This window comes from Arsukibacterium sp. (assembly GCF_033721375.1).
Lineage (GTDB): Bacteria > Pseudomonadota > Gammaproteobacteria > Enterobacterales > Alteromonadaceae > Alishewanella.
The window spans coordinates 426,883-452,324 of sequence record NZ_JAWWAP010000001.1 but is presented as its reverse complement, the minus strand read 5'-3'; the positions used below and the strand labels follow the sequence as shown (position 1 = coordinate 452,324).

The 25,442-nt window shown below is 50.6% G+C and carries 21 protein-coding genes; 12 read left to right on the top strand and 9 right to left on the bottom strand.

Annotated elements, in window-relative coordinates; translation table 11 throughout:
* The first annotated feature begins 43 nt into the window (after positions 1–43).
* Both R3187_RS02090 and R3187_RS02085 read left to right on the top strand, forming a co-directional pair.
* Positions 44–598, top strand: a complete 555-nt coding sequence (locus R3187_RS02090) for a GNAT family N-acetyltransferase (protein ID WP_318965039.1) — start codon at positions 44–46, stop codon at positions 596–598.
* A complete protein-coding gene (locus R3187_RS02085) occupies positions 585–1,100 on the top strand; it encodes a phosphoglycerate mutase family protein (RefSeq protein WP_318965038.1) in 516 nt (171 codons plus the stop codon). The genes R3187_RS02090 and R3187_RS02085 overlap by 14 nt, the downstream gene beginning before the upstream one ends.
* Positions 1,101–1,115: 15 nt before the next feature.
* Here R3187_RS02085 and R3187_RS02080 read toward each other — a convergent pair whose 3' ends face one another.
* Positions 1,116–3,191: a collagen-like protein gene (locus R3187_RS02080; RefSeq protein ID WP_318965037.1), complete on the bottom strand. Its 2,076-nt coding sequence runs from the start codon at positions 3,189–3,191 to the stop codon at positions 1,116–1,118.
* A 272-nt stretch (positions 3,192–3,463) separates the two neighbouring features.
* Here R3187_RS02080 and R3187_RS02075 point away from each other — a divergent pair, with 272 nt between their 5' ends.
* Complete coding sequence (locus R3187_RS02075) at positions 3,464–4,447, top strand: family 43 glycosylhydrolase (RefSeq protein WP_318965036.1); 984 nt, start codon at positions 3,464–3,466, stop codon at positions 4,445–4,447.
* A gap of 6 nt (positions 4,448–4,453) precedes the next feature.
* Here the strand turns inward: R3187_RS02075 and R3187_RS02070 are convergent, their stop codons facing one another.
* Complete coding sequence (locus tag R3187_RS02070) at positions 4,454–5,290, bottom strand: hypothetical protein (protein ID WP_318965035.1); 837 nt, start codon at positions 5,288–5,290, stop codon at positions 4,454–4,456.
* Between the two features lie 165 nt (positions 5,291–5,455).
* Positions 5,456–6,202 carry a class I SAM-dependent methyltransferase gene (locus R3187_RS02065; protein WP_318965034.1) on the bottom strand — a complete coding sequence of 249 codons (747 nt, stop codon included), beginning with the start codon at positions 6,200–6,202 and terminating at the stop codon, positions 5,456–5,458.
* A gap of 133 nt (positions 6,203–6,335) precedes the next feature.
* On the opposite strand from R3187_RS02065, the gene R3187_RS02060 reads away from it, so the two are divergent.
* On the top strand, positions 6,336–8,126 hold the full coding sequence (locus tag R3187_RS02060; protein WP_318965033.1) for an ABC transporter transmembrane domain-containing protein: 1,791 nt from the start codon (positions 6,336–6,338) through the stop codon (positions 8,124–8,126).
* A 3-nt stretch (positions 8,127–8,129) separates the two neighbouring features.
* On the opposite strand, the gene pbp4b is transcribed toward R3187_RS02060, so the two are convergent.
* Entirely contained in the window at positions 8,130–9,764 is a 1,635-nt protein-coding gene (gene pbp4b / locus R3187_RS02055) for a penicillin binding protein PBP4B (protein ID WP_318965032.1), read from the bottom strand.
* A gap of 176 nt (positions 9,765–9,940) precedes the next feature.
* Between pbp4b and R3187_RS02050 the strand changes: the two genes are divergently transcribed.
* Complete coding sequence (locus R3187_RS02050; protein ID WP_318965031.1) at positions 9,941–11,191, top strand: FIST signal transduction protein; 1,251 nt, start codon at positions 9,941–9,943, stop codon at positions 11,189–11,191.
* A 3-nt stretch (positions 11,192–11,194) separates the two neighbouring features.
* Here R3187_RS02050 and R3187_RS02045 read toward each other — a convergent pair whose 3' ends face one another.
* A complete protein-coding gene (locus R3187_RS02045; RefSeq protein ID WP_318965030.1) occupies positions 11,195–11,587 on the bottom strand; it encodes a glutathione S-transferase N-terminal domain-containing protein in 393 nt (130 codons plus the stop codon).
* Between the two features lie 99 nt (positions 11,588–11,686).
* Between R3187_RS02045 and R3187_RS02040 the strand changes: the two genes are divergently transcribed.
* The 3 genes from R3187_RS02040 (at position 11,687) to R3187_RS02030 (ending at position 13,617) form a co-directional block, all read left to right on the top strand.
* Positions 11,687–12,268 (top strand): ACP phosphodiesterase, encoded by a 582-nt coding sequence (locus R3187_RS02040; RefSeq protein WP_318965029.1) that lies wholly within the window; start codon positions 11,687–11,689, stop codon positions 12,266–12,268.
* Positions 12,269–12,286: 18 nt separating this feature from the next.
* Positions 12,287–12,823, top strand: a complete 537-nt coding sequence (locus R3187_RS02035; RefSeq protein ID WP_318965028.1) for a DUF924 family protein — start codon at positions 12,287–12,289, stop codon at positions 12,821–12,823.
* Positions 12,824–12,915: 92 nt separating this feature from the next.
* A complete protein-coding gene (locus tag R3187_RS02030; RefSeq protein ID WP_318965027.1) occupies positions 12,916–13,617 on the top strand; it encodes an alpha/beta fold hydrolase in 702 nt (233 codons plus the stop codon).
* A gap of 37 nt (positions 13,618–13,654) precedes the next feature.
* Here the strand turns inward: R3187_RS02030 and R3187_RS02025 are convergent, their stop codons facing one another.
* Together R3187_RS02025 and R3187_RS02020 are read right to left on the bottom strand one after the other, a co-directional pair.
* Positions 13,655–14,440, bottom strand: coding sequence for a substrate-binding periplasmic protein (locus R3187_RS02025; protein ID WP_318965026.1), 786 nt, complete (start codon positions 14,438–14,440; stop codon positions 13,655–13,657).
* 104 nt (positions 14,441–14,544) lie between these two features.
* Positions 14,545–15,519, bottom strand: a complete 975-nt coding sequence (locus R3187_RS02020) for a glutathione S-transferase family protein (RefSeq protein ID WP_318965025.1) — start codon at positions 15,517–15,519, stop codon at positions 14,545–14,547.
* 253 nt (positions 15,520–15,772) lie between these two features.
* On the opposite strand from R3187_RS02020, the gene R3187_RS02015 reads away from it, so the two are divergent.
* Positions 15,773–16,702: a M14 family metallocarboxypeptidase gene (locus R3187_RS02015; RefSeq protein ID WP_318965024.1), complete on the top strand. Its 930-nt coding sequence runs from the start codon at positions 15,773–15,775 to the stop codon at positions 16,700–16,702.
* Between the two features lie 97 nt (positions 16,703–16,799).
* Entirely contained in the window at positions 16,800–18,131 is a 1,332-nt protein-coding gene (locus tag R3187_RS02010; RefSeq protein WP_318965023.1) for an esterase/lipase family protein, read from the top strand.
* A gap of 26 nt (positions 18,132–18,157) precedes the next feature.
* Here R3187_RS02010 and R3187_RS02005 read toward each other — a convergent pair whose 3' ends face one another.
* Both R3187_RS02005 and pelA read right to left on the bottom strand, forming a co-directional pair.
* Entirely contained in the window at positions 18,158–19,696 is a 1,539-nt protein-coding gene (locus R3187_RS02005) for a tetratricopeptide repeat protein (RefSeq protein ID WP_318965022.1), read from the bottom strand.
* A gap of 177 nt (positions 19,697–19,873) precedes the next feature.
* Complete coding sequence (gene pelA / locus R3187_RS02000; protein ID WP_318965021.1) at positions 19,874–21,025, bottom strand: pectate lyase; 1,152 nt, start codon at positions 21,023–21,025, stop codon at positions 19,874–19,876.
* Between the two features lie 212 nt (positions 21,026–21,237).
* Between pelA and R3187_RS01995 the strand changes: the two genes are divergently transcribed.
* Both R3187_RS01995 and R3187_RS01990 read left to right on the top strand, forming a co-directional pair.
* Positions 21,238–22,377 (top strand): dienelactone hydrolase family protein, encoded by a 1,140-nt coding sequence (locus tag R3187_RS01995; RefSeq protein ID WP_318965020.1) that lies wholly within the window; start codon positions 21,238–21,240, stop codon positions 22,375–22,377.
* A 127-nt stretch (positions 22,378–22,504) separates the two neighbouring features.
* A complete protein-coding gene (locus R3187_RS01990; RefSeq protein WP_318965019.1) occupies positions 22,505–25,348 on the top strand; it encodes a pitrilysin family protein in 2,844 nt (947 codons plus the stop codon).
* The last annotated feature ends 94 nt before the right edge of the window (positions 25,349–25,442 follow it).

Below are 25,442 nucleotides of genomic sequence, written 5' to 3'. Positions count from 1 at the left end.
AATAAACTAAAAATAATACAGTTAATAATACAGGTAACGCACTGTGCTGCAGATTCCGGCCACTGAACGGTTAAGTTTTAAATTGCTCCATGAGCAGGATGCTGAGCTGTTATTTGAGATAGATCAGGACGAAGAGGTTATGCGCTACCTGAATGGCGGTAAACGTACTTCCATGCAGCAAATTACCGAAATTTTTCTGCCACGAATGGCGCAGTATCGCAACCCTGAGCGCGGCTATGGCATCTGGCAGGTGCGTAGGATTGACGGTAATGCTTATCTGGGTTGGGTATTGATCCGGCCTATGGGCTTTAACACGGCAACACCCAGCAGCGATGATGTTGAATTAGGTTGGCGTTTTAAACGGCAATTCTGGGGCCAGGGTTATGCCAGCGAGGCCGCGGCTGCTATTGCTGCTGCGGTACTGGCGCATAACCCTGCAGTTCACTTTTTATCAGCCATTGCCATGCCGGATAATGCCGGTTCAATCGGGGTAATGCGCAAACTGGGCATGACATTTATTAAGCGCTATCTTCATCAGGATGCATTGGGTGAGGTGGACGCAGTGCTATACAGGAAGCAAATCAATGAAAATAGCTAAATTTTTACCCTGGTGTGGGGCAATAAGTTGTGTGCTGGCACTACAGGTCAGCGCTAATACCATTTATCTGGTGCGCCACGCTGAAAAACAGGATGACGGCAAAGATCCGGTACTATCTGAATGCGGCCAGGCCAGAGCTGCAGCACTGGCCCGATATTTTAGCGATATTGAACTTGAGGCCGTGTATGCCACACCTTTTCAGCGTACCCGGCAAACGGCCGCCGCGGTAGCCAGCAGCAAACAGCTGGCGGTGACCAGTTATGATCCGCGGCAGCCAGAGCAATTGCAACAGCAACTACAGGCCTTTACCCAGCCCGTTTTGGTAGTAGGGCACAGCAATACCGTGCCACAACTGGTTAAACTTCTCAGCGGTATCGAGGTTGCACCGCTGTCTGAACAGCAGTACAACCTGCTGTATAAAGTGCAGCTGGGTCAACAAATCAGTGTCACGCTGCAACTGCAACCTTTTGGCTGTGGCCAGACCGTTAAATCGAAAACCTGACGCAAGCCAGTAAATTTACTGCCGGTTGCTAAGATACCGCGGAATTATCGCTACAGACTCTGGTGCCGTAAACGCAAAACTGGCATCTGCAGCTATATTGCCGCCGGCGCTGTTAAGAATATTGTCAAACCGTAGTACCAGATTGTTCGATTTTTCCGCCACGTACAGATGCTGACCGCTATACATAATATCTACCGGATTACCCAACGCTGAATTATTACCGCTGATATTTATCGCAATATTGGTTAAGCCATTAGCGGTGCTGGCATTATTCAATACATAAATTTTGCCATCAGTAGCATCTGCTGCACTGCCCACATCGGAAACGATTAATGCATCACTGGCAAAGTCGTAGTCAATACCATGCAGGTTAGTCGGTGCAGCGAGAGCAACCCCGCCGGTTGCCGGGGTAATAATACGGTCAGCATTTATCGTACCAGTGCCCGCCAGCCATTTACTTCTAACTTCATTAAATACTGCAACGGTGCCATTGGTCAGGGCAACAAAGGCTTTGTCGCTGGCTGGATCATAATCGACATCCCACGGCTGGGCCGGTGCAGTGTTTAAAGTTATAACAGGGGCGGCATTGCCACTGCTACAGCTGGAAAAAACTAAGATCCCGGGCGTAGCAGGATTATTTTCTGCGACAAATATCAAACCACTGGCCGAGTCGATGTCCAGCCCTTTTGGCGATATTAAGCCGGTGTTACTACCACTTATAATACGATCCTGCGCAGTTGAATATTGCTCAGCACTGCGCTGACTGGCAACCCGGTTAGAAATGACAATGCCACCCCCGTCGGCGTTATCAAAGGTAGTGTAACTATCACCTGCCAGATCAAAGGTAACACTTTCAATCGTTTGTAATGCATTGTACTGACTGAGCTCACTGGTAAGGGCGGCTGTTACCCGACTGATCTGGCCGGTCGTTGGGCCTGCCGCTGCGGGGTTACTGGAAACGACTACTCCCAGCAACACCGACGGAGCACTGGTATCTGAAATATCCGGGTGCTGACGTGGTGATGTAAGCTGCACCAGCGATTCCGGTTTGATAGCTGTGGTGGCTAAATCCGGGGCAATGTCACCACTCTGGCCGGCGAATATGTTGGCATACACTAAAATGGCATCATTGGCTTTTTCTGCTACCCGCAACTCACTGCCAGATAGCACGATATCAACCGGGTTACCCAGCAGGGTTGCCGGACCGCTGATAACCCTGGCCGGAACGACCTCACCATCTGCAACCGAGATATTATTTAATACAAACAGGCTGCCATCAGTGGCATCGCTGGCACTACCAACATCTGATAACACCATTTTGTCAGATACCCGGTCATAGGCTATGCCGTGCAGGTTAACCGATAACGGCATGCCGCTGTCATCGACTGGGGTTATGCTGCGGCTTGGCATCGCAGCATAGTTACCGCTAACGTAGTTATCGTACACCGACAGCACACCATTGGTCAGCGCGACATATAACCGGTCATTGATTTCATCGTAAAACAGATCCCAGGGCATTGCTTCCGTGGTGGTGGTGGCCAGCGGTGCAGCATCGCCAGCAGCGGCTGCCCCGTAAACGGTAACCTGCATGGCTGTTTGATCGGCAATAAATACCAGGCCACGTTGCTGGGAAAATGCGATGCCTTTTGGGTTTACCAGGCCGGTAGTGGCGCCGGTTAACTCCCGGTCAAGCATTGGGTCAAAGGCCGCGCCGTCAGGCCGCATCGCAATCTGGCAAAATGTTTTCAGACTGCCATTGCTGCTATCGCCTGCCTGAACCAGATTACCGAGCGGATCGAGTACGACACCCTGATTATTCAGGCCGGTAAAACGTTTTAGTGCTGCGGCATTCTGGTTAATCAGATCAACGGTACCGCTATTTTCACTGCCGTTATTCGCTACCAGAAAATCAGCCGCAGCAAAACCCGGCGTCCCATCTGCACCAGGCTGGCCGGGAGCACCGTCAGCACCGGGCTGGCCAGCTGCGCCATCGTCACCGTCGCAACCGGTAAGGGCGAGCATCATCGCCAGGGCTACTGCACTTAATGACATCGGCCCGCGAGCCGCTCGAACAAATTTTGAATGTATCATAGTATTTTCCTTGCTTTATCAACTGTGTTTGGCGAACAGCAGGTCGACAGCCTGAACCTGATACAGCATAAAATGCTCACCTCCAATGCAAGCAACGACTGACTAGCGCAACTGGATGCAGCAAAACAGAAACATTTTCGCGGTTTTTTGCAGGGCTATTTAACGTTTTGTGTCAGAACTGGAAAAAAGATTAACTAAATGACAATTCTGCTGGCACTGGCGGCTTACTTTAGCCCAGGATTAGTTATTCCCCGTTTATTCTGGTACTGACCATGTTAAAACTTAATAACTTGCGCGCTGGGTTAATCATTGCTTCCAGCCTGATAGCTGGTCCGGCGCTGGCCGCAAACCCTTTGGATTTTGGTTTACTGATTGACGGTAAACCGATCCGGACAGCTGATCCCTCAGCCCATGTCTGGCAGGATGGCCGGCTGTATTTGTACACCTCGCATGACGAAGAATGTCAGACTGATTTTCATATGCGAGACTGGCACGTATTTTCAACCGATAACCTGACCGACTGGACCGCCCACGGCGCAGCATTGTCGGTAGACGATGTAGCCTGGGCCGACGATTACGCCTGGGCACCGGACGCCGCATTTAAAAATGGTAAATACTATTTAGTGTTTCCGGCGGGTACCGGTGTTAAAGACAGACAAAAGCCACAGAACAGTACCAAATGGATGGGTATCGGCATAGCCGAGAGTGACTCACCGGCCGGACCGTTTAAAGATATGATTGGCGCACCGCTCTGGCGCAGCCCTTATGCCAATGATCCGGCGTTGTTTATTGACGACGACGGCCAGGTTTATCTGTATTTTCATGGCACTGATTTTGATTATCGCGTAGTAAAAATGCGTGATGATATGCGCGGTATAGCCGGCGATTTTATCAAGATGGACATGGGCGGTTACGAGCCGAAAATGGAAGGACCCTGGGTGTTTAAACGCGATGGTCTGTACTACTTTACCATGCCGGAAAATAACCGGGTGCTGAGCTACTACACGGCAACATCACCCATTGGCCCCTGGACTTACCGCGGCGTTTTTATGGAGCAGGAACACCAGAGCAATAACCATCATTCTGTTGTGCAATATAACGGTCAATGGCTGCTGTTCTATCATCGCTGGCTGGACAGCAATAACTCGGGCTGTCAGAAAAGGCAGCGCCATGTCGCCGCTGAATATTTACATTTTACGGCTGACGGTCGCATTGTGCCGGCAGAGCGCAGCACTGCCGGCTTAAGCGCTAAATAGCCAGCTTTAGTCAGCCGCCAGCCCGGTTAGCCGGTAGGCGGCGACAGAGTTGCCGGCAAAAGTGGGCACGTACAGGATCTGGTGTTGTGGATCCCAGCCAATATCAGCGGTGTTACGTTTTTGCTGGCGGGTGTCTAACAATGTTGTCATGCTGCCATCAGCTGTAACATAGTAAATAATGCCGGCCCAGCAGCTGACAATAAAATCACCATTGCCCACCGGTTCCAGGCCATCTGCCCGCTGGGCGAAACCTTTGGCAATTTGCGTTATTTCGCCACTTTTGTTTACTTTTAGCAGCAGATCGGCGGCAGCGATATACAGTTCGTTACCGATTGCTTTTAAGCCGTTAGCGGCTACGATATTTTCCAGCCAGATGCTGATAGCACCATCTTTATACTGATAAACAACGTTTTTGCGGGTATCAGAAATATACACCACGCCGTTATTATCTACCGTGACATCATTCAGAAACACGGCATCGGCTGCCGGAATTTTTGCCGTTACCGTTGCGCTTTCGATATCAATAATAACCAGTTCGGTCAGATCAGCGACATACAGTTTACCGTTATACTCTGCCATGCCTTTTGGCGCGTTTAAGCCGCGTAGCCAGTTCTGCACGCGCATGCTGCCATCGGTGTTCAGCAGCGCTATGCCGCCTTCGCCGTCGGCGGCACTGCCGGCACCGTCAATTTCAGATACAAACAGAAACTTGTCTTGCTGTTGCTGATGAACCAGCACCGACTCCGGCACCCGGAAACCGTCGGTTTGCCAGAGCAACTCTAATTGCGGTGCGGCACTAAGGGGCAGGGCTATCCAAAATAAAAAGGTCAGATACTTGTTCATTGCGATGCGCTCCGTTGCTGCTTATCTTGTTAATCTATGAAAGCATAGAGCATAACGCGCAGGTAATCAGATTGCGAATGATACCAGGCAGCAGCTAAGGCAACAAAAAGAGAATTCCATATTCGAACATGATGTCGCTGCTTTTTCCCGTGAAACAGCGTTTACTCAGCGTTTGATACAGGCAAACAGCGCATTGCCTGCTGTGGTATCCCACGGGGTTATTTTGTCATAATCGTGCGCCAGTATATGCACTTCAAAGTAGGGGCACAGCAGCGCCTGCAGCCCGGCAAAGCTAACGGCTACCATAGGATGCTGGTCCTGCCATAGCTGAGTGCCTGCACTGTCAGTTCTGGCAATACTTAATTTCAATGCCTGTTGCTCACCGCTGCCGCTGTAATGCCAGCCCGACTCAAACACAAACTGGCTGTTATCGTGGCAGGTGCTATGGCGCACGGCCGACTGGTTACAGATTTTTTCTTTATCCACGGCATTAAACACCAATAGCCCGCCTGGGCTCAATGCGGCATAAATGCTGGCAAAGCATTGTTTCAACGCACTGATACTGGCTGTGTAGTGAATGGAATATAAAAAACAGGTAATTAAATCAACCTGCCTGTCCAGGTTAAACTGACACATATTTTGCAACATAAAGCTGGCTTGCGGACAGCGTGCCCTGGCTAATTCAAGCATCGGCTGGTTTAAATCCAGGCCAATGCACTGGTAACCTGAGTCGATAAAATGCCGGATATGCGGGCCGGTACCGCAGGCTAAATCAAGGTGCTGATGACCGCCGTTACCAAGCATCTTATTCAGCCGGTGCACTGCACTGCTTTGCGCCAGATAGTTGATATCACGACACATCAAATCATAGTAGCCCGATAGATCAGTATATAAAGCGTTGGTTGATATCATAGCGGTATGCTGGCGGCACCGGAATTGGGTGGCGCATCATATAGCACTTCAGCGGTTTTGCGTAGCTACTTCTGGCGCGGTTAATCAAGTATGATAAGTCTGCGTCAGATAAAGCTGAAACAGGAAAACCATTTTGCACAATACCCCACAAAGCGACAGTCACTCTCCAGGCAGGACTTCGGCGGTACTGCCCTGGCTGGCCGGCTTCTTAATGCCATATCGCTGGCGGGTGGTGGCGGCTATGCTGTTTTTACTGCTGGGCGCGCTGGCCTGGCTGGTGCTGGGTCAGGGGGTACGCTTACTGGTTGATGAGGGTTTTGCCGGTGGCGACAGCCAGCGGCTTAATAGCATTATGTTGCTGATTTTACTGATCACCGCTGTCAGTGCCAGTGCAGTATTCTGCCGCTTTTATCTGATGACCTGGCTCGGAGAGCGGGTTAGTGCCGATATTCGTAACCATGTGTACCGGCATATGTTGCTGTTGTCCCCGGCGTTTTATGGTGAAACCCGCACCGGCGAAGTTATTTCCCGCTTTACCGCAGATACCACAGTGCTGCAAACCGTGGTCGGTTCCAGTTTGTCGATGGCGCTACGATCAGGTGTGACTGCAGTCGGCGGGTTACTGATGATGGCTTTTACCAGCTTAAAAATGACCGCGCTGGTGTCAATTGCCGTGCCGCTGGTGCTGATACCTATTTTTGTACTTGGCCGCAAAGTACGGCATATGGCGCGGGCCAGTCAGGATCGGCTGGCTGATATTGGTGCCCATGTTGATCAAAGCCTGCATGAAATTCACACCGTGCAGGCGTATGGCCATGAAATACTGGATCAGCAAGTGTTTGCCGGCAAAATTGAGCAGGTGATGGTAGCGGCAAAGCAGCGGATTTTCTACCGTGCTTTATTAATTGGTCTGGTAATGCTGCTTAGTATCAGTGCGGTCACCCTGGTTGGCTGGGCAGGCGCGCTGGATGTGCTGGCAGGACGGATCACGGCGGGTGAGCTTACCGCTTTTTTATTTTATGCCGTGGTGGTGGCCGGTGCGGTTGCTACGATCAGTGAAGTGATAGGTGAGATTCAGCGCGCTGCCGGGGCCACCGAACGGTTAATAGAGTTAGCGGCTACCCCGCTTGAAATAACTGCGCCTGCGATGCCGGCAACATTAACTGAACCGGTAACGGGCAGTCTGGTATTTGACGATGTCAGTTTTTACTATCCGCAGCTGCCTGATCGCCCTGTGTTAAGTCAGCTCAGGCTGCATATTAATCCGGGGGAGCGGGTGGCATTGGTCGGGCCGAGCGGAGCAGGCAAAACCACGATATTTCAGCTGCTGCAGCGTTTTTATAACTTACCGATGGGCAAAATTTTACTAGATGGTATTGATATCAGCACCCTCGATCCTGCCAGGCTGAGGGCACAATTTGCGCTGGTACCGCAGGATGCTGTGATTTTTGCTGACACCGTGCTGGAAAACGTCCGTTATGGCCGGCCAGACGCCAGCGAGCAGGAGGTGATAGCAGCTTGTAAGGCAGCTGAAGCCGATGGCTTTATTCAGCAGTTAGCTGGTGGTTATCATAGTCAGTTGGGTGAGCGCGGGGTGCGCTTATCGGGAGGGCAGAAGCAGCGGATTGCTATTGCCCGGGCTATTCTGGCCGATCGGCCGTTGCTGCTGCTGGATGAAGCCACCAGTGCGCTGGATGCTGCCAGCGAGCATGAGGTTAAGCAAGCGCTGGCGCAGCTGATGCACGGTAAAACTACTTTAATTATTGCCCATCGGCTAAGCACAGTACTGCATGTCGACCGTATTCTGGTACTGGACCAGGGGCAGCTGATTGCTGCGGGTAAGCACAGTGAGCTGATGCAGACATGTCCACTGTATCAGCAGCTGGCAGCGCTGCAGTTTTTAAACGCCGCCAGTGCGGATTAAGCGCTATTGCAGGATGGCTTCATAGATCAGGCTCATAATGGTGCCGTAGCGGCCGGTTTCATAATTATCCCCGGTAAATTCGTAACTGTTGCCGTTGGCGATAACAGGGCTGTGTTTTTTGTTGGTCAGCAATACCACCATTAAATTATGAGCCGGGTCTATTACAGTGGCGGTGCCGGTCCAACCGGTATGACCATAGGCGTAATCACTGGCATAGGCGCCAAAATGCCAGGTTAAGTCGCCGCCGGCGGCAGTGCGCCAGCCCAGACCAAAGCGGTGATCATAGGATGAGGGCCGGGTAAATTGTTGCACGACTGCCGGGCTGAAAAATCGCTGCCAGCCATAGCCACCTTGTTGGGCTACCACACTCATTACCACGGCCAGATCGCGGGCAGTGGCAAATAACCCGGCATGGCCGGCCACGCCCTGCAGGGCATGAAAGGCCTTTTCATCATGAACCTGACCGCGCAACACACCCTGGCGGTTAGCAGGAAAATTAACGCGGCCACCCCGGCTGTTACCATCCAGTTCGGTGGCGGCAATCCTGGCCGCTGCCACGCCTTTTTGCAATGGGCTAAACAGCAGGTTATTTAAACCCAGCGGCTGGTAAAACTGCTGCTCTAAGTATTGATCCAGCGGCATCGCGGTTAATCTTTCAATCAATAAGCCCAGCAGCATAAAGTTAATATCACTGTAGCGTGCGGTTCTCGCCCGTTCACTGACAAACGGCACCTGCGCCAGCAGCAACTGGTCGGTATAGGCTTTATTCAATGAATAAAACAGCGCGCCATTGCTGTTATCCGGCCGGTGAAAATGCACCTCCGGCGCATAGCCACTGGTGTGGTAGAGCAAATCGCTGACCAGACGCTGCTCCCGGCCATCCCCCAGATACTCTGGCAGGTAATCGGTCAGTGGCCGGTTGATATCCAGCATACCGCTGCTGACCAGCTGCATTACGGCATAAGTCGTGGCATACATTTTGGTATTGGAGGCAATATCAAACAAGGTGTTGGTCTGCATCGGCTGTGGAGCGGGCTCTACTGAGCCATCTGCCTGATAACGCAGGGCATAGCCATAGGCGGTTTCTTTAATGATCCGACCGTCTTTCACCACCAGCAACACCGCACCGGGAAAACCGGCGGCCACTTCTTCGTTAATTAACTGGTCAACTTTACTGAAACGCTGCGAATTGGCAATGGGATCGTGCTGCTGCGGAATAAGCTCAGGATAGGGCACGGCAATGGTCAGTTGAGCCGTGGCAGGTTGCAGTGAGAGCAGCTGCAACTGATTGCCACCGTTTCGGGTAAAGGCGGCAATATCTATTTTAAACGGCTGACCATGGTCGGGACGCTGCAACCGCAGGAGCTTGCCATTAACAGCAATAGTTGCCACCTCTGTCTGCTGCATATTTACCAATAGCTCGCCCTGGCCCTGCCAGCTGTTAAAAACACGCCGGTTATTGACACCCTGCCGGCTGCTGCGCTGCTCTGGCCAATGCACAACATGCTGGCCGGCTTGTTCTGCCAGTGCCAGCTGTTCGGCGCCGGACAGAGATTGTATTGGCGGGACAATTACAGCACCCGGCGCCAAAGCGCAGCCTGTCAGCGCCAGTAACATCAGCATAATAATTAACCGCATCTGCTTACCTTCAATACTTATTGCCTGTCAGATAGTGCTTGCTGAGAATGAATTCACTATACCAAGTTAGTACTGAACCTGAAATCTTGTTGCTTAACTTATTCCTGCAATGGTTAATAACGTGTAATATTCGTTACTGGAAGGGAAGAGAGCCTTTGCCAGCAGTATGAGGGATTATGAAAGTTGGAATAGGATACAGTAATTGCGAAAATGCATTTAACGCCGGCAAGCAAGCTGCACTAAATGCTATAACCCAAGCCGCCTTCGGCAATGCTGATCTGGTGCTGGCCTTTTGCAGTGGTGCGCTGGACCATCAGGCTTTCTACCGGGGGTTACGTGCGGTGTTAGGGCAGGATGTAAATATTTTTGGTGGCTCGGCGATAGGGGTAATCACGAACCAGAATTTGTCATACCAGGGGTATCCTGCAGCAGTGGCGGTACTGAAATTTGAAGATAATTATTGCCAGATGGCGGTAGCAACCGGCTTATTTAACAGTCCGTTTAATGCCGGTGAGCAGTTAGCTCAGGCGTTGCCCAACATGCCGGATGCCAGTTTATTGTTACTGCTTTATGATTCCGTTAAGTTTTCCGGTTCAGAAAATGTTGCGCCGGTAATGAACCCTTCAGCACCACTGCTCCGGGGTTTAGAGTTAAACCTGGCTGCGCCTCTGCCAGTGGCAGGTGCCGGCTTACTGGGCGATCATGGTTTTAGTCATACCCTGCAATTCTGTGGCAAAAGTATTGCTCAGCAAAGCGCCAGCGCGCTGGTGTTTGGTGGCAACATGAGTTCCTATATTGGCGTAATGCATGGGTGTCAGCCTCTAAGCAGTCAGCGTTATACCATTACCGGTATTTTTGGTCAGTTTTTATATTCGCTTGATGGTAAACCGGCAGTTGAGGTTATCGACCAGGCCTTTGGCGGCCGTAACTGGCGCAGCCGGTCTCCGGTCAGCCACTTGTGCCTTGGTATTCCGGCTAATTCAGCGCCCGATTTAAATAAAGAAAACGACTATAGCAACCGGCTTATAAGCGGGGTATTACCCAATGATGAAGGCATCATTTTATTCGAGCCAGATATGCATGAAGGTATGGAAATTCAGTTGATGCGCCGCAGCCCGGCACTTAGCCGGGCGTCCGCCCGAACCAGCACCGAGGCTTTGTTGCAGCAAATGAAGCAGGATGGCAGGCAGCCATTAATCGCAATTTATATGGATTGTGCGGGCCGTATTGCCCAGCTTGACCCGGCGGCCGCAACCGGCGCAGAGTGGCCGGCTGCAGGTCAGGAAGATGCCAGAGAAGTACAAAGTCTGCTGAATGAAGCAAGAATCCCGTTACTGGGGTTTTACTGTGGGGTGGAAATCGCACCCCAGGCTGGTAAAAGCCGGGGCCTGGACTGGAGTGGGGTGCTGATTATTTTAGCAAGATAAAATTTATTCTATGGCCGATGCAGCAGCAAATTGCTGGCGCAGGTAGTGAATAATGTCGTCTGACTCATATAGCCACTGCCCATCGTTAATTCGTAAGCAGGGTACTTTTATTTTTCCTCCGGCTGTTGCCAGCTGCTGACGGTGAACCGCATGATGCTGCGCATCGCGTTTCTCAATATTCAGACCCAGCCGGGCAATTTCTTTACGTACTTTGATACAAAACGGACAGGCAGAAAACTGATAAAGTGCCAGTTGTTCGCAAGCTTTATCTACCTTGACTTGTTGTTCCTGGCTGCGACTTATTGCTTTTGGCGTGGTTAACCATTCCGTCAGCAGCATAAATGGCGTAAGAATAAGTCGGACAAAACGGAAAAATAATCGAACAAACAAACGCATTATGCACTCTACAGGTAATTGATTGCGACGGGCATTGTATCATTATCCCGGTACGGTAGCCTAGCTGTGACAGACTGTAATTAACAGCAGGAGGGTTAGTTGAATTATCTGGCGCATGCCGCTTTAGCCAGGCCTGATCAGTATTCACTGGTGGGTAACCTGCTGGGTGATTTTTGTAAAGGTGTTAATATAGACAGCCTACACCCAAAGGTTCTGGCGGGGTTACAAAATCACCGGGCGACAGATCGTTTTACTGATCATCATCCAATAGTAAAGGCTGCCAAAGCTGATTTTTCACCGATGCGCCGGCGGTTTGCTGCGGTAGCGCTGGATGTATTGTTCGATCATTTTCTGATCCGGCACTGGCAACAGTTTTACCCTGAACCCTTTGCACAATACAAAGCCCGTTTATACTTTAAACTAAATGACGCAATGCCGCTGATGCCGGCGACAATGCGCGACACCATGCAGCGGGTGTGTCGGAATGACTGGTTTGCCAGTTATCAGCAGTTACCACGGCTTGGTCAGGCACTGGACCATATTGCCGGCCGGATCCGGTTTGCCAACAAATTCGGTGGTATTATTAACGAAATTACCCCGCGCTACGCCCGGTTAGAGCAGGACTTTTTACAGTTTTATCCGCAACTGCAACAGCATATCCGGCAGTTGGCGCTGGAATAACGATAACAGGGAGTCATTATGCCACAGCAGATTTTAGATTTTTGGTTTAAAGAAATCAGCCCCAGCCAATGGTGGGCGAAAGACAGCCGGTTTGATCAGCTGATCGCCAGCCGCTTTGGTCATGTGCTGCAACAAGCTGCCCGCGGTGAACTGGAACACTGGCGCAAAACTGCCAAAGGCCGGCTGGCCGAAATTATTGTGCTTGATCAGTTTTCCCGCAATATATACCGCAATACCCCAGCGGCATTTTCTCAGGATGCGATGGCCCTGGTGCTGGCGCAGGAAGCTGTAGCTGGCGGGGCGCTGACGGAACTGACAGCCGATGAGCGCAGCTTTTTACTGCTGCCTTATATGCACAGTGAATCAACAGTAATCCATACGCTGGCTGAAGCGCTTTATAAAAAGCACGCGCCGGATACCAATTACCAGTTTGAGCTAAAACATAAAGCCATTATCGACCGCTTTGGTCGCTATCCACATCGCAATGCGATTCTGGGCCGGACTTCAACACCCGAGGAGCTGGAGTTTTTAATACAACCAGGCTCAGGCTTTTAGCGGGCGCCAACTCCTGTTGCTAGCACTAAAGTGTTATGGTTGAAATTTAACCAGCTGTCTATGTTGTCACAGACCCAACCAAGGAGTTTCTGATGATAACAATAAAAAAAACCTTACTATTAGTTACCGCCAGTCTGGCGCTGCTGTTAACCGGCAAGGTGCAAGCCTGTGTTGATGCAGTCGTGCTGGTTCATGGTAATACTGCCAGCCCGGCCAGCTGGGACAATACTTACAATTATTTGCGTAGCAAAGGCTATAAGACCACTGATATTTACCGACCCAACTGGGGCTCCAAAAGCTGTGCAGCCTGCAATGATCATAGCGGCAGTGAGGAAACGCCGGTTCGCAATGCGATAAACTCTGCTTTGAATAACTCCTGCACAGGTAAAATTGATGTTATTGGTCATTCTATGGGTGCGACTCTGGCGGCACAGCAAATAGATAAACTGGGCGTGGCATCACAGGTTGATGCTTTTGTCGGTGTTGCCGGGGCATTTCGGGGCTTGTTAAGCTGCGGTGTTTATCCATTTAATGTCTGGAGCTCTACCTGTGGTAGTGCCGGCCTGTCTGTATCCAGCCCCTTTTTAGACAGTATTTATGGGGTGCGGTTTGGCCAGCGGGTTTATTCGATTAAAAGCAATATTGATCAGGTAGTCTGTGCCACCGGCAGCTGTCTGGTTTACGGTGTGCACAGCAGCCGTATCTGGGGTGAAAATGCCAGTTATACCTATAGCCTGGGACACTTTGGCTTACAAACCGATACTGCCGTTCGCCAATACAATCTGATCAGATAATCTGTTATCTGTTTCAGCTAAGAATGAGCGACATAACTCAGTTTGTTGGCGCGGCAATTTTTGTTTTGCTTGTAGCTTGTGGTGTTTTGTCGCCATTATATTTTTTGATCGCCTGATTTAATTTCTGCATAAAATCCGGGTGGTTGGCAAGAAAGGCTTTGCTGATATAAATGCCATATGGCAGTTTAATGTGCTTATGGATTTTGTATTGTGTTTTGTCACGTTGATGATTATTAATTAATGTGGTTGCAGTTATCTCCGGCAACATTATAGCGTCGACCCGGCCGTGGTCTAACAGGTTAAACAATCCTCTGATATCGCTGGTGCCGGGGGTAATTTGATAGTCCTGCAGCGCTAACCAGCGATAAATGTTGCTGTTCTTCTGCGCTGAAACAATAGCAACCTCTCTAAATTGGTCGCTGTCAGGTTGGATATCGTTGCGTTTTGCCAGCCACACCCAGGCCCAGTCGGCAAAGAACAGTGGTTCAGAGTATTGTGCCAGGGAACTGCGTTCAGGGCTTTCGGTTGCCAGTAACAACGCATCGAGTTGATTATTTTCCATGTCGATTAACGAACGACCAAAGTGTGGTACCGCCTCAGCCCGGTATTTAACGCCCAGTTCAGTCATAATGCTGTCAAACGCCTGAAAACCTTCACCATCAATTTGTTGATCCTGCACATAAGTGTAGGGTGGGTAGTCGGCAACAGCGACCCGCAGGGTCTGGGCCGGCAAGCTGTTGCCGCAGCTAAACAGCAACATGCTGCCAGCCAGCAAATACATTTTCAGGTTACCGGAGCAAATATAACATATGGTGGTTCGCATAAAGCTCCACACTCATCAGTGATCACGCCAAAAAGTATTATTGTCTAAAGTATAGCCACTTCTCTGACACTTATTGATATATTTATCTTCGTCCGGCAAATTTATTAACCATCCCGACCATGCGCTGCCAGATAATCGATGTCCGGGCCAACCGGCACAATCTGGCTTGGGTTAATCATGGTATGGCTGTAATAGTAATGGCGTTTAATATGATAAAAATTAACGGTATCAGCCACTCCCGGCCACTGATAAAGCTCACGGCTAAAGCCAGACAGGTTAGGGTAGTCGGCCAGCCGTTGTTTATTGCACTTAAAGTGGCCATGGTAAACGGCATCAAAGCGGATAAGGGTGGTAAATAAGCGCCAGTCCGCTTCAGTAATCAGCGCTCCGGTTAAATAACGCTGCCGGCTTAGCAGTGCTTCTATTTTATCAAGAGCAGTAAACAACTGCTGGTAGGCTTTTTCATAAGCTTGCTGACTGGTGGCAAAACCACAGCGATACACGCCATTATTGATATTGTTGTAAACCAGTTCATTAATCTCATTAATCTGCGGCTGTAAATCTGCCGGATAAAAGTCGTTGTTATTGCCGGTAAGCGCGTTAAAAGCAGTATTAAGCATCCGGATAATATCAGCTGACTCGTTACTGACAATACGGTTTTGCTGTTTGTCCCAAAGCACTGGCACGGTAACCCGGCCGGTGTAATCAGACTGGTGTCTGGTATAAACCTGATGCAGATAGTCATGATCAAACAGCGTGTCGCCGGTGCTATGATTACTTTTATCAAACTCCCAGCCATGCTCCAGCATATCCGGACTGACAACCGATACGCTGATGTAGTCTGTCAGATCTTTTAATTGCAGAAAAATCAGGGTGCGATGCGCCCACGGACAGGCCAGTGACACATACAGATGGTAACGGTCTTTTTCTGCTTTAAAACCCGCTTCACCAGTCGGCCCGGCGCTGCCGTCACTGGTTACCCAGTTGCGCAGCTGGGCGCTTTCCCGCTTAAATTCGCCATCGTTGCTGTCAGTGTCATACCATTTGTCCTGCCAGTTTCCGTTAACCAGTAACCCCATCTCAGACTCCTGCTTCATAATTGCATCAGGGTTAACTTTAGCCAACTGGGGCGCTGGCGGCTATCTGATAATAGTGGCAGGTTTATTCGACAAATTAGAACATAACAAGTTTTAGCAGGTTGTAAGCACAACGAACTGATAACTGAGCTCAGCGAACAGCTAAACGCGAAGGCTTGGGTACGTACCGACAGTCAATTGCCTGTCGTGGCAAAACACGTTAGCGTAACGGCACAGGTGAACAGGAGAGAACAGCATGACGAATAGCCAGGAATACGATATCGGGGTAGCAGGACAGCCATGGGGGCCGGCAGAAAACGCTCAGTGGCTGGCCCGTCAGCAAATTCAGCGCAGCTATCAGCAACAGGTGCTTGGCCGCCTGGAACAGGTTGCTCCGGGCTTTAGCGCTCAGCAATATGGCGAACTGGATTATCGTCAGTATGGCGCAGACTGTTACCCGCTGTTTGCATTCAGTAATGGCTTAAACGCTGACAAAGTGACGGTACTCGTTACCGGTGGCGTGCACGGCTATGAAACCAGCGGGGTGCAGGGCGCCATTCGTTTTTTACAAACTGAAGCGGCGAATTACAGTGATCATTTTAATATAGTGGTATTGCCCTGCATCAGCCCCTGGGGCTATGAAACAATAAACCGCTGGAACCCGCTGGCGCTTGACCCTAACCGCAATTTTACTGCTGACAGCCCGGTAGCGGAATCGGCCGCAGTGGTTAACTTTTTGCAGCAGTTAAGTTTGCCGGTGCTGGCCCATATTGATTTACACGAAACTACCGATTCCGACAACAGCGAGTTCCGGCCTGCCAAAGCGGCACGGGATGGTGAGGTCAATACTAACTGGGATATCCCTGATGGCTTTTATTTAGTCGGCGACAGCGAAAAGCCGGCTGCTGATTTCCAGCAAGCCATTAACCTGGCGGTAAGCAAGGTGACTCAAATTGCGCCAGCTGATGCTAATAACTGCTTAATCGGTGAGCCGATAAGCCAGCCCGGGGTGGTTAACTACCCGAAAAAATCGCTGGGTTTATGCGGCGGGATAACTGACGCACCTTATGTCACTACCACCGAGGTTTACCCCGACAGCCCCAATGCCAGCCCGGAGCAATGTATTAGTGCCCAGGTTGCTGCGATAGTTGCTGCGCTGAATTTTCTGCAAAGTAAAGGCTATTAGCAAAGCCTGCTATACTAATCTGGTTTTTAAAATGTAGCCAAGATCTGCTGCTAAGCGGGTGATGTCTGGTTTTCCGGTGAGCAACAAGGAAGACGTCATGGACAACCCGGTTATTATTCTGCATGGCTGGAGCGACAACAGTCGCTCTTTTGCCGCGATCAGTAAATTTATCAAACAACTCCCCAATAAAAAAACCGTGCATTTACATCTGGGCGACTGGCTGTCAATGCACGACGATGTTACCTATACCGATTTAGCCACCGCCATGCAACGGGCCTGGCATGAAATGGGCCTGCCGACCGGCGATCGCACTGTTGATCTGGTCGTGCATAGCACCGGCTCCTTAGTCGCAAGGCAATGGCTTACCCAGTTTTACACCGCCAGCCATAATCCGGTCAAACGCTTTGTAATGATGGCGCCGGCTAATTTCGGCTCGCATTTAGCCCATAAAGGTCGTAGCTTTTTTGGCCGGGCGGTAAAAGGCTGGGGTCAGCCGGGCTTTCAAACCGGCACCCAAATTCTTAAAGGCTTGGAGCTGGCTTCGCCCTATACCCAGCAGCTGGCGCTTAACGACCTGTTCGCTAATGAAAACTGGTACGGCGCTGGCAAAATTCTGGCCACGGTAATGATTGGCAATACCGGTTACTCCGGTATCAGCGCCATTGCCAATGAAGCCGGCTCCGATGGCACGGTGCGGATCAGCGGCGCTAATCTCAATTGCAGCCGGATCACCGTGGCACTGGATGAGCAGCAATGTGTCTTGCCCGGCAGCTTGCATTTCAGCCGCAGCAAAGGTGATATCGCACTGGCTATTCTGGATAACGAAAACCACGGTACTCTGGTATTTAAAGATAAAGGTCCTAACAACCCGCTTACCCGAACTGTTCTGGAGAAGGCGCTGCAGGTAGAGGATACCGATTATCAGCCGCTGGCCGACAGTTTTAACTGGCAGCAACAGATCAATGCACTTGACCCGACCGTGATCGGCAAAAGCCCACAGCGCAGTCAGGTGGTGTGTCAGCTGACTGATCATCTTGCCAATAATGTGCAGGACTATTTTGTTGAATTTTACCGTACCGGTAAAAAAGATGAGAAGTTTGAGCAGCAGTTATATCAGCAGTTTTTATGTGGCGTGCATGCATATAGTGATAATGGCGCTAACCGCGCATTGTATTTTAATCTGGCCAGCCTGAACGAGTTGCGCCAGCGCTATCAGCTTAACCAGTTGTATCTTAGTTTTAACGCCGAGCCGCATTATAAGCCACCCCGCCAGCCAGTAGGCTATGCCAGTGTCGCGGCCAGCGCCACTGCCGGCATCAAGTTGCAACCCGATGATATTGACTGGCTGTTTACCGCCCATCAAACCGTGCTGTTGCAGGTGGTTATGCAACGCAGCGTCGATGCTGCCGTGTTTAAACTGCGCCGGTAGTTGCTTAATGCAGGGCGTCTGGGTGCTTACTTTTTCTGCCATCCCAGTGCTTTGATGTCCTGCAGTAGTTGTGGCTCAATATCGCTGAGTAAAGCGTTGTTTTCGATTTGATTCAGTATCGGCGTATCCGTAGAAGCAAAAGTGCTATTTAGCCTGGCCAAACCAAGATATCCCGCTGCTGAGCCTGGAAAATCGGTAATCAGCTGCTGGTATTGCTCTTTAGCGGCGGCAAGCTCGCCGCGTTCAGCCAGTTTCAACGCCAGATTATATTGATGGGTAATCGCTATCGGGTCGAGTTTGTATGCTTGCTGCAATGCCTGCCAGGCATCCTGGCTCCGGCCCAGCTGCTCCAGCGCCGCAAAACGCCATAAATGGGCCTGGGCTAAATTAGGGTTCAGGCTAAGGGCTTTATCCAGCGCCGGCAGTGCAGCATCGTAATTACTTAGCAGATAAAACAGCAACAAGCCTCGTATCGCGTGGGCTTCGGCTAGCTCAGGGGCTCTTACCAATGCTTTTGCCAGATGTTGCTCGGCTAACGTTGCAGCAATATCAGCTTTTAATACGCCAAAACTGGCGCTGCCTTCGGCCAGTAAAATAATGGTGTCTGCCAAAGCAACATAAGCCATAGCATATTCCGGGTCGAGTGCAATGGCCTGTTCAAATAACCGTCGGGCTTCTTTTATAGATTCAGTGGTTTGCAAGCGATACTGCTCGCGGCCGCGCAGGTACATCATATAGGCATCGCTGCTGGCGGTGCTGTTAAGGCTGGTCAGGCTGCCGGCTTCCAGGTAGCGCTGTTGCAGCAAGTTGGCAATGGCCCGGGCAATTTCGGTTTCTACCGCAAAAATATCAGTAAGCTCCCGGGAAAAGCTCTGGCTCCATAAGGTCATGCCGTCTTCGGCATTAATCAGCTCTACCCGCAGCCGGATTTGATTACCAATTTTATGAATGCTGCCACTCAGTAAGGTATCAACCTTCAGCCGTCTGGCAATATCCACCGGCAGCAGGTTCTGCCGGGCCAGGCTGAAGCCAGCGCTGGCCGATGCCACCTGTAAACCCGCGACCTGGCCAAGTAAACTGGCCAGCTCTTCGGTAACGCCGGCCGCCAGATACTGCTGGTCACTTTCAGGGCTTTGATCGCGAAATGGCAAAACAGCTATAGAGCTGGCTTTTACATTGTTTACCAGGCCTTCAGTGCGTTTTACATAGTCGGTGCGGGCGTTGTCGAAATAATGCAGACCCAGCATTAACGAGCCAACTATTACCACGCTTAAACCCAGCCACCATTTAAGCCCCAGTGGCTTGGGGTGTTCGCTGTAATCAACGGCAGTAACTTTAATGCCCTGCGGGGTAATATCAAAATACCAGGCAAGGTAAAACACCACCGGAAAACAGGCAAACAGAAAAATAGTCAGGCTGGTGGCAACAAAGGGGCTTAAATTTAAAAGTGGGGTAACAACGGCGATAATCTGTAGCAGCAGCCAAATCAGGCCCAGAAAAGGTATAAGGGTTTGGATAACTTTACGCCGGCGTAGCTCCGATAAAAACCGCATTACTACTTTCACGCTTGTCTCCCTGACCTTTAATTAATAGTACTGGCTGGCACTTACCCGAACTGAGTTGGATCTATATAAACTAAATATAATTTAGCAGCTTAGCATTGTCTGGCTAAGCGTAGCAGGCAGGTTGGTTTTTAACCAAGTAAAGCGGAATAAAATTTACATTCAGGTGCTGGTACAGGTTCAGTGCGCAGTTTGCCATTGCTGATACAGTTGCAGAGTCTGCTCAGGGGTGGCGGTATACCAGGCGTAGCCCTGACGGCGTTCCAGCGAGACCTGATGCACGTCGTAAAGTATTCTACCGTCGCGATCGGCAAACAGCGCCTTATTACTGCCAATTTCGGCAAACCGTGGCCAGATGCGGTGACTGCCAGGTTTAGCCACTAACACCCGGTCAACCGGGTGCCAGTAAAGATTGGCCAACTGGTTTTGCAGGAACCAGTTAGCCGCCTGGGTTACGGCATTAGCAATCGCTGGTTCGGGTTTGGCTATCCGCATTAGCAGTTCGGTAATAGCGGCACTTTCGGCACTGGCCAGAGCGACCATTTCATAGGCTCGGGCAGCAGCCGGAGCAAGCGTGCGATGATGGTACTGGCCGGCCCATATCGTTAAGCGGTCGCCGGTGTTAACCTGCAGTTGCAGCAGTAACGCCACGCCAGCGGCAAAATGCTGACGAGCCTGTTGCCGGATATTTTCGCTGACAAAAGCAAAATCAGTCGTCTGCTGGCTGATATCCAGCAGCAGGTTCAAAATGTCGGCCATAACGCCATCATTCAGCGTGATATGATCATGATAACCCCCGCGTAGCGGATAGGTTTGCGGCCAGCCCCCATTCGGATACTGTGCCTGGAAAACAAGCTGTAACCCGCGATAAAAAGCCGCGGCATAGTCCGGGTTGCCGGTAGCGGTATACGCCCGGGCCAGCACTTGCAACTGGGTGGTAGTAGCGCTGTTATCAAAGGTTGGAACGTATGCCGGCTCTACGCCGAAATGTTGGCCTGGCTGGCGCGGCTGGCTCATATCGGTGCGCTTTGACCAGCCGCCTGACGGTGTTTGCAGACTAAGCATGCTGCTAAGCAGCGCTTTGCCAGCGGCAGTCTGATACCAGCTTGGCGGCGCATCGGTATCAAAACCAAAACGGCGGCTGGCTGCAGGTTTTGCTGCTGTTTGTTGTTCGAGCTGCACTAGCTCCGCTGCAAGAACGGTATCATCGTGTTGCCGGGTATGTTCTGATTGCCGGTAATAGTGTTGCCAGGCTGCCTCAGCAGTATTTGCAATAGCAGACGCTGGTAACACTATACAGACTATCAGCAGTAACACAGGTAAAGCTGCCATAAGTAAGCTCCGTTCAGAATGTCTCACGCTAAGCGCTGACCGCAGCTGATTCAAGCGCTTTTATAAATAACAGCTGAAACGCTTCGTATATGGAATTAACCGTTGATGGCACCTGTCATCAACCGCTTTGCTGCGCTACTGTAACGCCATACTGCTGTCTGCTATCTGGCTAAGGTTACGCTATGAAATATTTGCTGCTTTTGGTTTTATCGGTGAGTTGGTCAGCTGCAATTGTTGCTGCTGAGAAAACGGCCAGTGTCAGTACACTGCTGCCCGGCACAGCACTGCCTGATTTTTATCTGCAGTTACAGCAGCAACAACCTTATCCGGCGAGTTGGGGCGCAGGCAATTTTGCTGATCCGGCAAAGTGGCGGGCAAACGGCCGCGCTCTATTACGCCAGAGTTTAATGTGGCCGCAGCAAGACGTCGATTTTGCGCCGGTACTTCTTAAAACTGAGCTGCGGGATGGTTATCAGGCTGAACTGTGGTCACTTCAATTAACCACTTACAGCAGAGTCAGTCTGTTGTTGTTACGGCCGGAGCTACCGGCCAAGCCTATCGGGGCGCTGCCCGCCATATTGTTGCTGCATGATCACGGTGCCCGCTTTGATATCGGCAAAGAAAAAATGATCCGGCCCTTTGCCGATGACCCAAAACTTACCAGCGCCAGCCAGTGGAGTGAGCGTTATTTTTCCGGCAACTTTGTGGGCGATGAACTGGCAAAGCAGGGCTATCTGGTGGTGGCGGCCGATACCCTGGGCTGGAGTGATCGTGGGCCAGTAGAGTTTAGTCAGCAACAGGCACTGGCCAGTAACTTCTTGTTGATGGGGCGCTCACTGGCAGGTATGGCGGCATACGAAGATCTGCAATTGGTGCGTTTTATCAGGCAATTGCCAGTCGTCGACAATACGCGGGTTGCGGCACTGGGGTTTTCGATGGGGGCGTTCCGGGCCTGGCAGCTGGCGGCATTAACTGACGATATTAAAGCTGCGGTGGCGGTGGCCTGGCTCAATCGTTATCAGCATTTACTGGTGCCGGGGGGGAATTTAGTAAGCGGTAATTCAGCTTTTTATATGTTGCATCCCGGTCTGGCGGCACAACTGGATATTCCGGATGTCGCCAGCCTGGCTGCACCTAAAGCCATGTTGTTTATTAATGGCGGCAAAGACAAACTGATGCCTGCTGCCGGGGTAACAGAGGCGTACCAGCAGATGGCGCAGGTCTGGCAGGCCTACGCTGCCCCAGAGGCGCTGAGCACAAAACTGTGGCCCCAGCTTGGCCATGAATTTAATGCCGAGCAGCAACAACAGGCCTTTGCCTGGCTGGCACAGCAACTTCAAACCGCAAAATAATGCCATTGGCCGCAAATAGTCGCTAAAGTGTTTCAAAATATTACCAGGCTGATGACTCCGGGGGTTTTAACACTTACCATGCGCTTGTAAATAAAATGACAACAAGAAATCATCTGGAGAATCTGCTTTGAAACTATCTAAAATTGTACTGGCGATGAGCCTGGTCGCCGGTATCAGCGCCTGCAGTCAGCAACCCTCTGCACCTCAGCTGCCACAAGGCGTTAAGCTGATAACTGAACATACCCAGCAAAAAAATGGCGTGTCGGTACCATACAAAAAATACCAGCTGGAAAATGGTTTGACTGTTATCGTGCATGAAGATCATTCCGATCCGCTGGTCCATGTTGACGTGACTTACCATGTCGGTTCTGCCCGCGAAGAGCTGGGTAAATCGGGTTTTGCGCACTTTTTCGAACATATGATGTTTCAGGGATCTGAGAACGTTGGTGATGAAGAGCATTTTCGGATTGTTACCGAAGCCGGTGGTACCTTAAACGGCACCACGAACTCAGACCGTACCAATTATTTCCAGACGGTGCCGTCAAACCAGCTGGAAAAAATGTTGTGGTTAGAAGCAGACCGGATGGGCTTTTTACTGGATGCGGTAACTGAACAAAAATTTGAAGTACAACGCGAGACCGTTAAAAACGAACGTGGTCAGCGGGTAGATAACCGCCCTTATGGCCGGTTAGGCGAGCGGGTTTCTCAGGCATTGTATCCGGTTGGTCATCCTTATTCGTGGCCGGTGATTGGCTACATGGACGATTTAAACCGGGCCAATGTTAATGACGTAAAAGCTTTTTTCCTGCGCTGGTACGGCCCTAATAATGCGACTGTGACCATAGGTGGTGCGGTTACGGCTAATGAAGTACTGCCTTTAGTGCAGCAGTATTTTGGTTCTATTCCGCGCGGCCCGGAAGTTACCGCAGCGCCGAAGCAGCCAGTGTCGCTGGACAGTGACCGTTATATCTCGATGGAAGACAACGTTCATTTACCACTGATTTATATGTCGTACCCCACGGTATACCTGCGTCATGAAGACGAAGCTGCGCTGGATGTACTGGCAGAGATCCTCGGTGGTGGCAAAAACTCAATTTTCTATAAAAACCTGGTAAAAACTCAGATAGCAGTGCAGGCGAATGTTAATCATCCTTGTGCTGAACTGGCTTGTACTTTTAATTTACTGGCGCTGCCGCACCCGGCATCAGGTAAAAACCTGGCTGATATTGAAGCGCTGATCCGGGAAAGTCTGGCTGAGTTTGAACAACGTGGTGTCAATGACGACGACTTATTAAAAGTTAAAGCACAAATGGAAGCTAACACCATTTATGGCCTGCAAAGTGTGTCGGGCAAAGTCAGCCAGTTAGCGATCAATGAAACCCTGACCGGCAACCCGGATAATCTGCAAAATGATTTAAACCGGGTTAACAAGGTAACCAAAGAAGATGTAATGCGGGTTTACAATACTTACCTTAAAGGTAAAGGTTCGGTTGTGATGTCAGTAGTGCCACGTGGCAAACTGGATTTAATTGCCGCCGCTGATAACTTCAGCCCTGAAGTTCTGGATTTTGGTGGTCCATCGCAAACCAGCGCTGATGATTTGCAGGTTCGTCGCGCTACCGATGATTTTGATCGCAGTGTCGAGCCGCAGGCCGGAGTAAACCCTGCTGTTACCGTGCCAGCATACTGGCAAAGCAGCCTGGACAATGGCATTAAAGTATTAGGCGCAGCCAGCGATGAAACGCCAACTACTGCGATGTTGTTAAAGCTGAACAGCGGCCTGTATTACGAAAGCCCGGATAAAACCGGTTTAAGCAGCATGTTAACCGCCATGCTGAATGAAGACACAACTAACTTCAGCGGTGAAGAAATTGCGCTGGAGTTGGAAAAGCTTGGCAGCTATATCAGTATCAGTGCCAGTGATGAACATATTCAGCTGTATGTGTTAAGCCTGAGCAAAAATCTGGATAAAACTATCGACCTGCTGATGGAAAAGATGCTGCGACCGGCGTTTAATGAAGATGACTTTAACCGCCTGAAACAGCAACGGTTGCAGGGCATTCAGCAGTCAGAGAAAAATGCAGGTTACCTGGCGAGTAATGCCTTTCGTAAGCTGATGTATGGCGACAGTATTTTAGGTCAGCCAGGTGGTGGCACTCTGGCCAGCGTTACTAACCTGAGCCTGGAAGATGTCAAAGCCTATTATCAGAGCCACTTTAAGCCTGATGGCGGCCAGTTAATTGTGGTGTCAGACCTTGCCAAAGACACACTACAACAGGCGATTAAACCACTGACCACGTTTACCGGTAAAGCCCCGGCGGTCAATGTCCAGGTGCCCGCTGATACCAGCCGTGGCTCGGTAATTTACCTGGTGCATAAAGATGACTCACCACAGTCTGAAATCCGGATTGGCAAACGCAGTTTATCGGAAGACATTACCGGCGAGTATTTTAAAACCGGTCTGGCTAACTTTACTGTCGGCGGCAACTTTAACAGCCGGATCAACCTGAATCTGCGGGAAGACAAGGGCTACACTTATGGCGCCCGCACCGGTTTTAACGCTGATAGCTATACCGGAGTTTTTGTTGCCTCTGCTGCGGTTCGGGCTGACGCTACTGCCGCGTCGGTAAAAGAATTTATCGATGAGCTGAACCGCTTCAGTGCTGATGGTGTGACAGATCCAGAGCTGGCATTTATGCGCCGGGCACTGAATCAGCGTGATGCGTTAAAATATGAAACGCCCAATGCCAAGCTGGGCTTTTTAGCGCAAATTCTGCAGCATGATTTAGCGCCAACCTTTGTTGATGAGCGTAATGCTATTATTGCCAACATCAGCAAACAGGATATAAATCAGCTGGCAAAACAACACTTTGATCCAAAAAATATGGTGATAGTGGTGGTGGGAGACTCAGCAGTGCTGCGGCCAGAGCTGGAAGCGCTGGGTTATCCGGTAGAAGATTTAACCCTGTAACATAATTGAGTAAGCAAAACGCCACCTGCGGGTGGCGTTTTTATTCGGGCAATTTATTGTGAGCTGTACCGGGGGAACGCTGGCATTTTAGCGG

Bases quoted from the DNA above. Each gene is read 5' to 3' on its own strand.
- R3187_RS02065 (WP_318965034.1), bottom strand. From the start codon at position 6,202: ATGATATCAACCAACGCTTTATATACTGATCTATCGGGCTACTATGAT.
- R3187_RS02015 (WP_318965024.1), top strand. From the start codon at position 15,773: ATGACGAATAGCCAGGAATACGATATCGGGGTAGCAGGACAGCCATGG.
- R3187_RS02025 (WP_318965026.1), bottom strand. From the start codon at position 14,440: ATGCGAACCACCATATGTTATATTTGCTCCGGTAACCTGAAAATGTAT.
- pelA (WP_318965021.1), bottom strand. From the start codon at position 21,025: ATGGCAGCTTTACCTGTGTTACTGCTGATAGTCTGTATAGTGTTACCA.
- R3187_RS02020 (WP_318965025.1), bottom strand. From the start codon at position 15,519: ATGGGGTTACTGGTTAACGGAAACTGGCAGGACAAATGGTATGACACT.
- R3187_RS02070 (WP_318965035.1), bottom strand. From the start codon at position 5,290: ATGAACAAGTATCTGACCTTTTTATTTTGGATAGCCCTGCCCCTTAGT.
- R3187_RS02080 (WP_318965037.1), bottom strand. From the start codon at position 3,191: ATGATACATTCAAAATTTGTTCGAGCGGCTCGCGGGCCGATGTCATTA.
- R3187_RS02075 (WP_318965036.1), top strand. From the start codon at position 3,464: ATGTTAAAACTTAATAACTTGCGCGCTGGGTTAATCATTGCTTCCAGC.
- R3187_RS02045 (WP_318965030.1), bottom strand. From the start codon at position 11,587: ATGCGTTTGTTTGTTCGATTATTTTTCCGTTTTGTCCGACTTATTCTT.
- R3187_RS02035 (WP_318965028.1), top strand. From the start codon at position 12,287: ATGCCACAGCAGATTTTAGATTTTTGGTTTAAAGAAATCAGCCCCAGC.
- R3187_RS02050 (WP_318965031.1), top strand. From the start codon at position 9,941: ATGAAAGTTGGAATAGGATACAGTAATTGCGAAAATGCATTTAACGCC.
- R3187_RS02030 (WP_318965027.1), top strand. From the start codon at position 12,916: ATGATAACAATAAAAAAAACCTTACTATTAGTTACCGCCAGTCTGGCG.
- R3187_RS02085 (WP_318965038.1), top strand. From the start codon at position 585: ATGAAAATAGCTAAATTTTTACCCTGGTGTGGGGCAATAAGTTGTGTG.
- pbp4b (WP_318965032.1), bottom strand. From the start codon at position 9,764: ATGCGGTTAATTATTATGCTGATGTTACTGGCGCTGACAGGCTGCGCT.
- R3187_RS02010 (WP_318965023.1), top strand. From the start codon at position 16,800: ATGGACAACCCGGTTATTATTCTGCATGGCTGGAGCGACAACAGTCGC.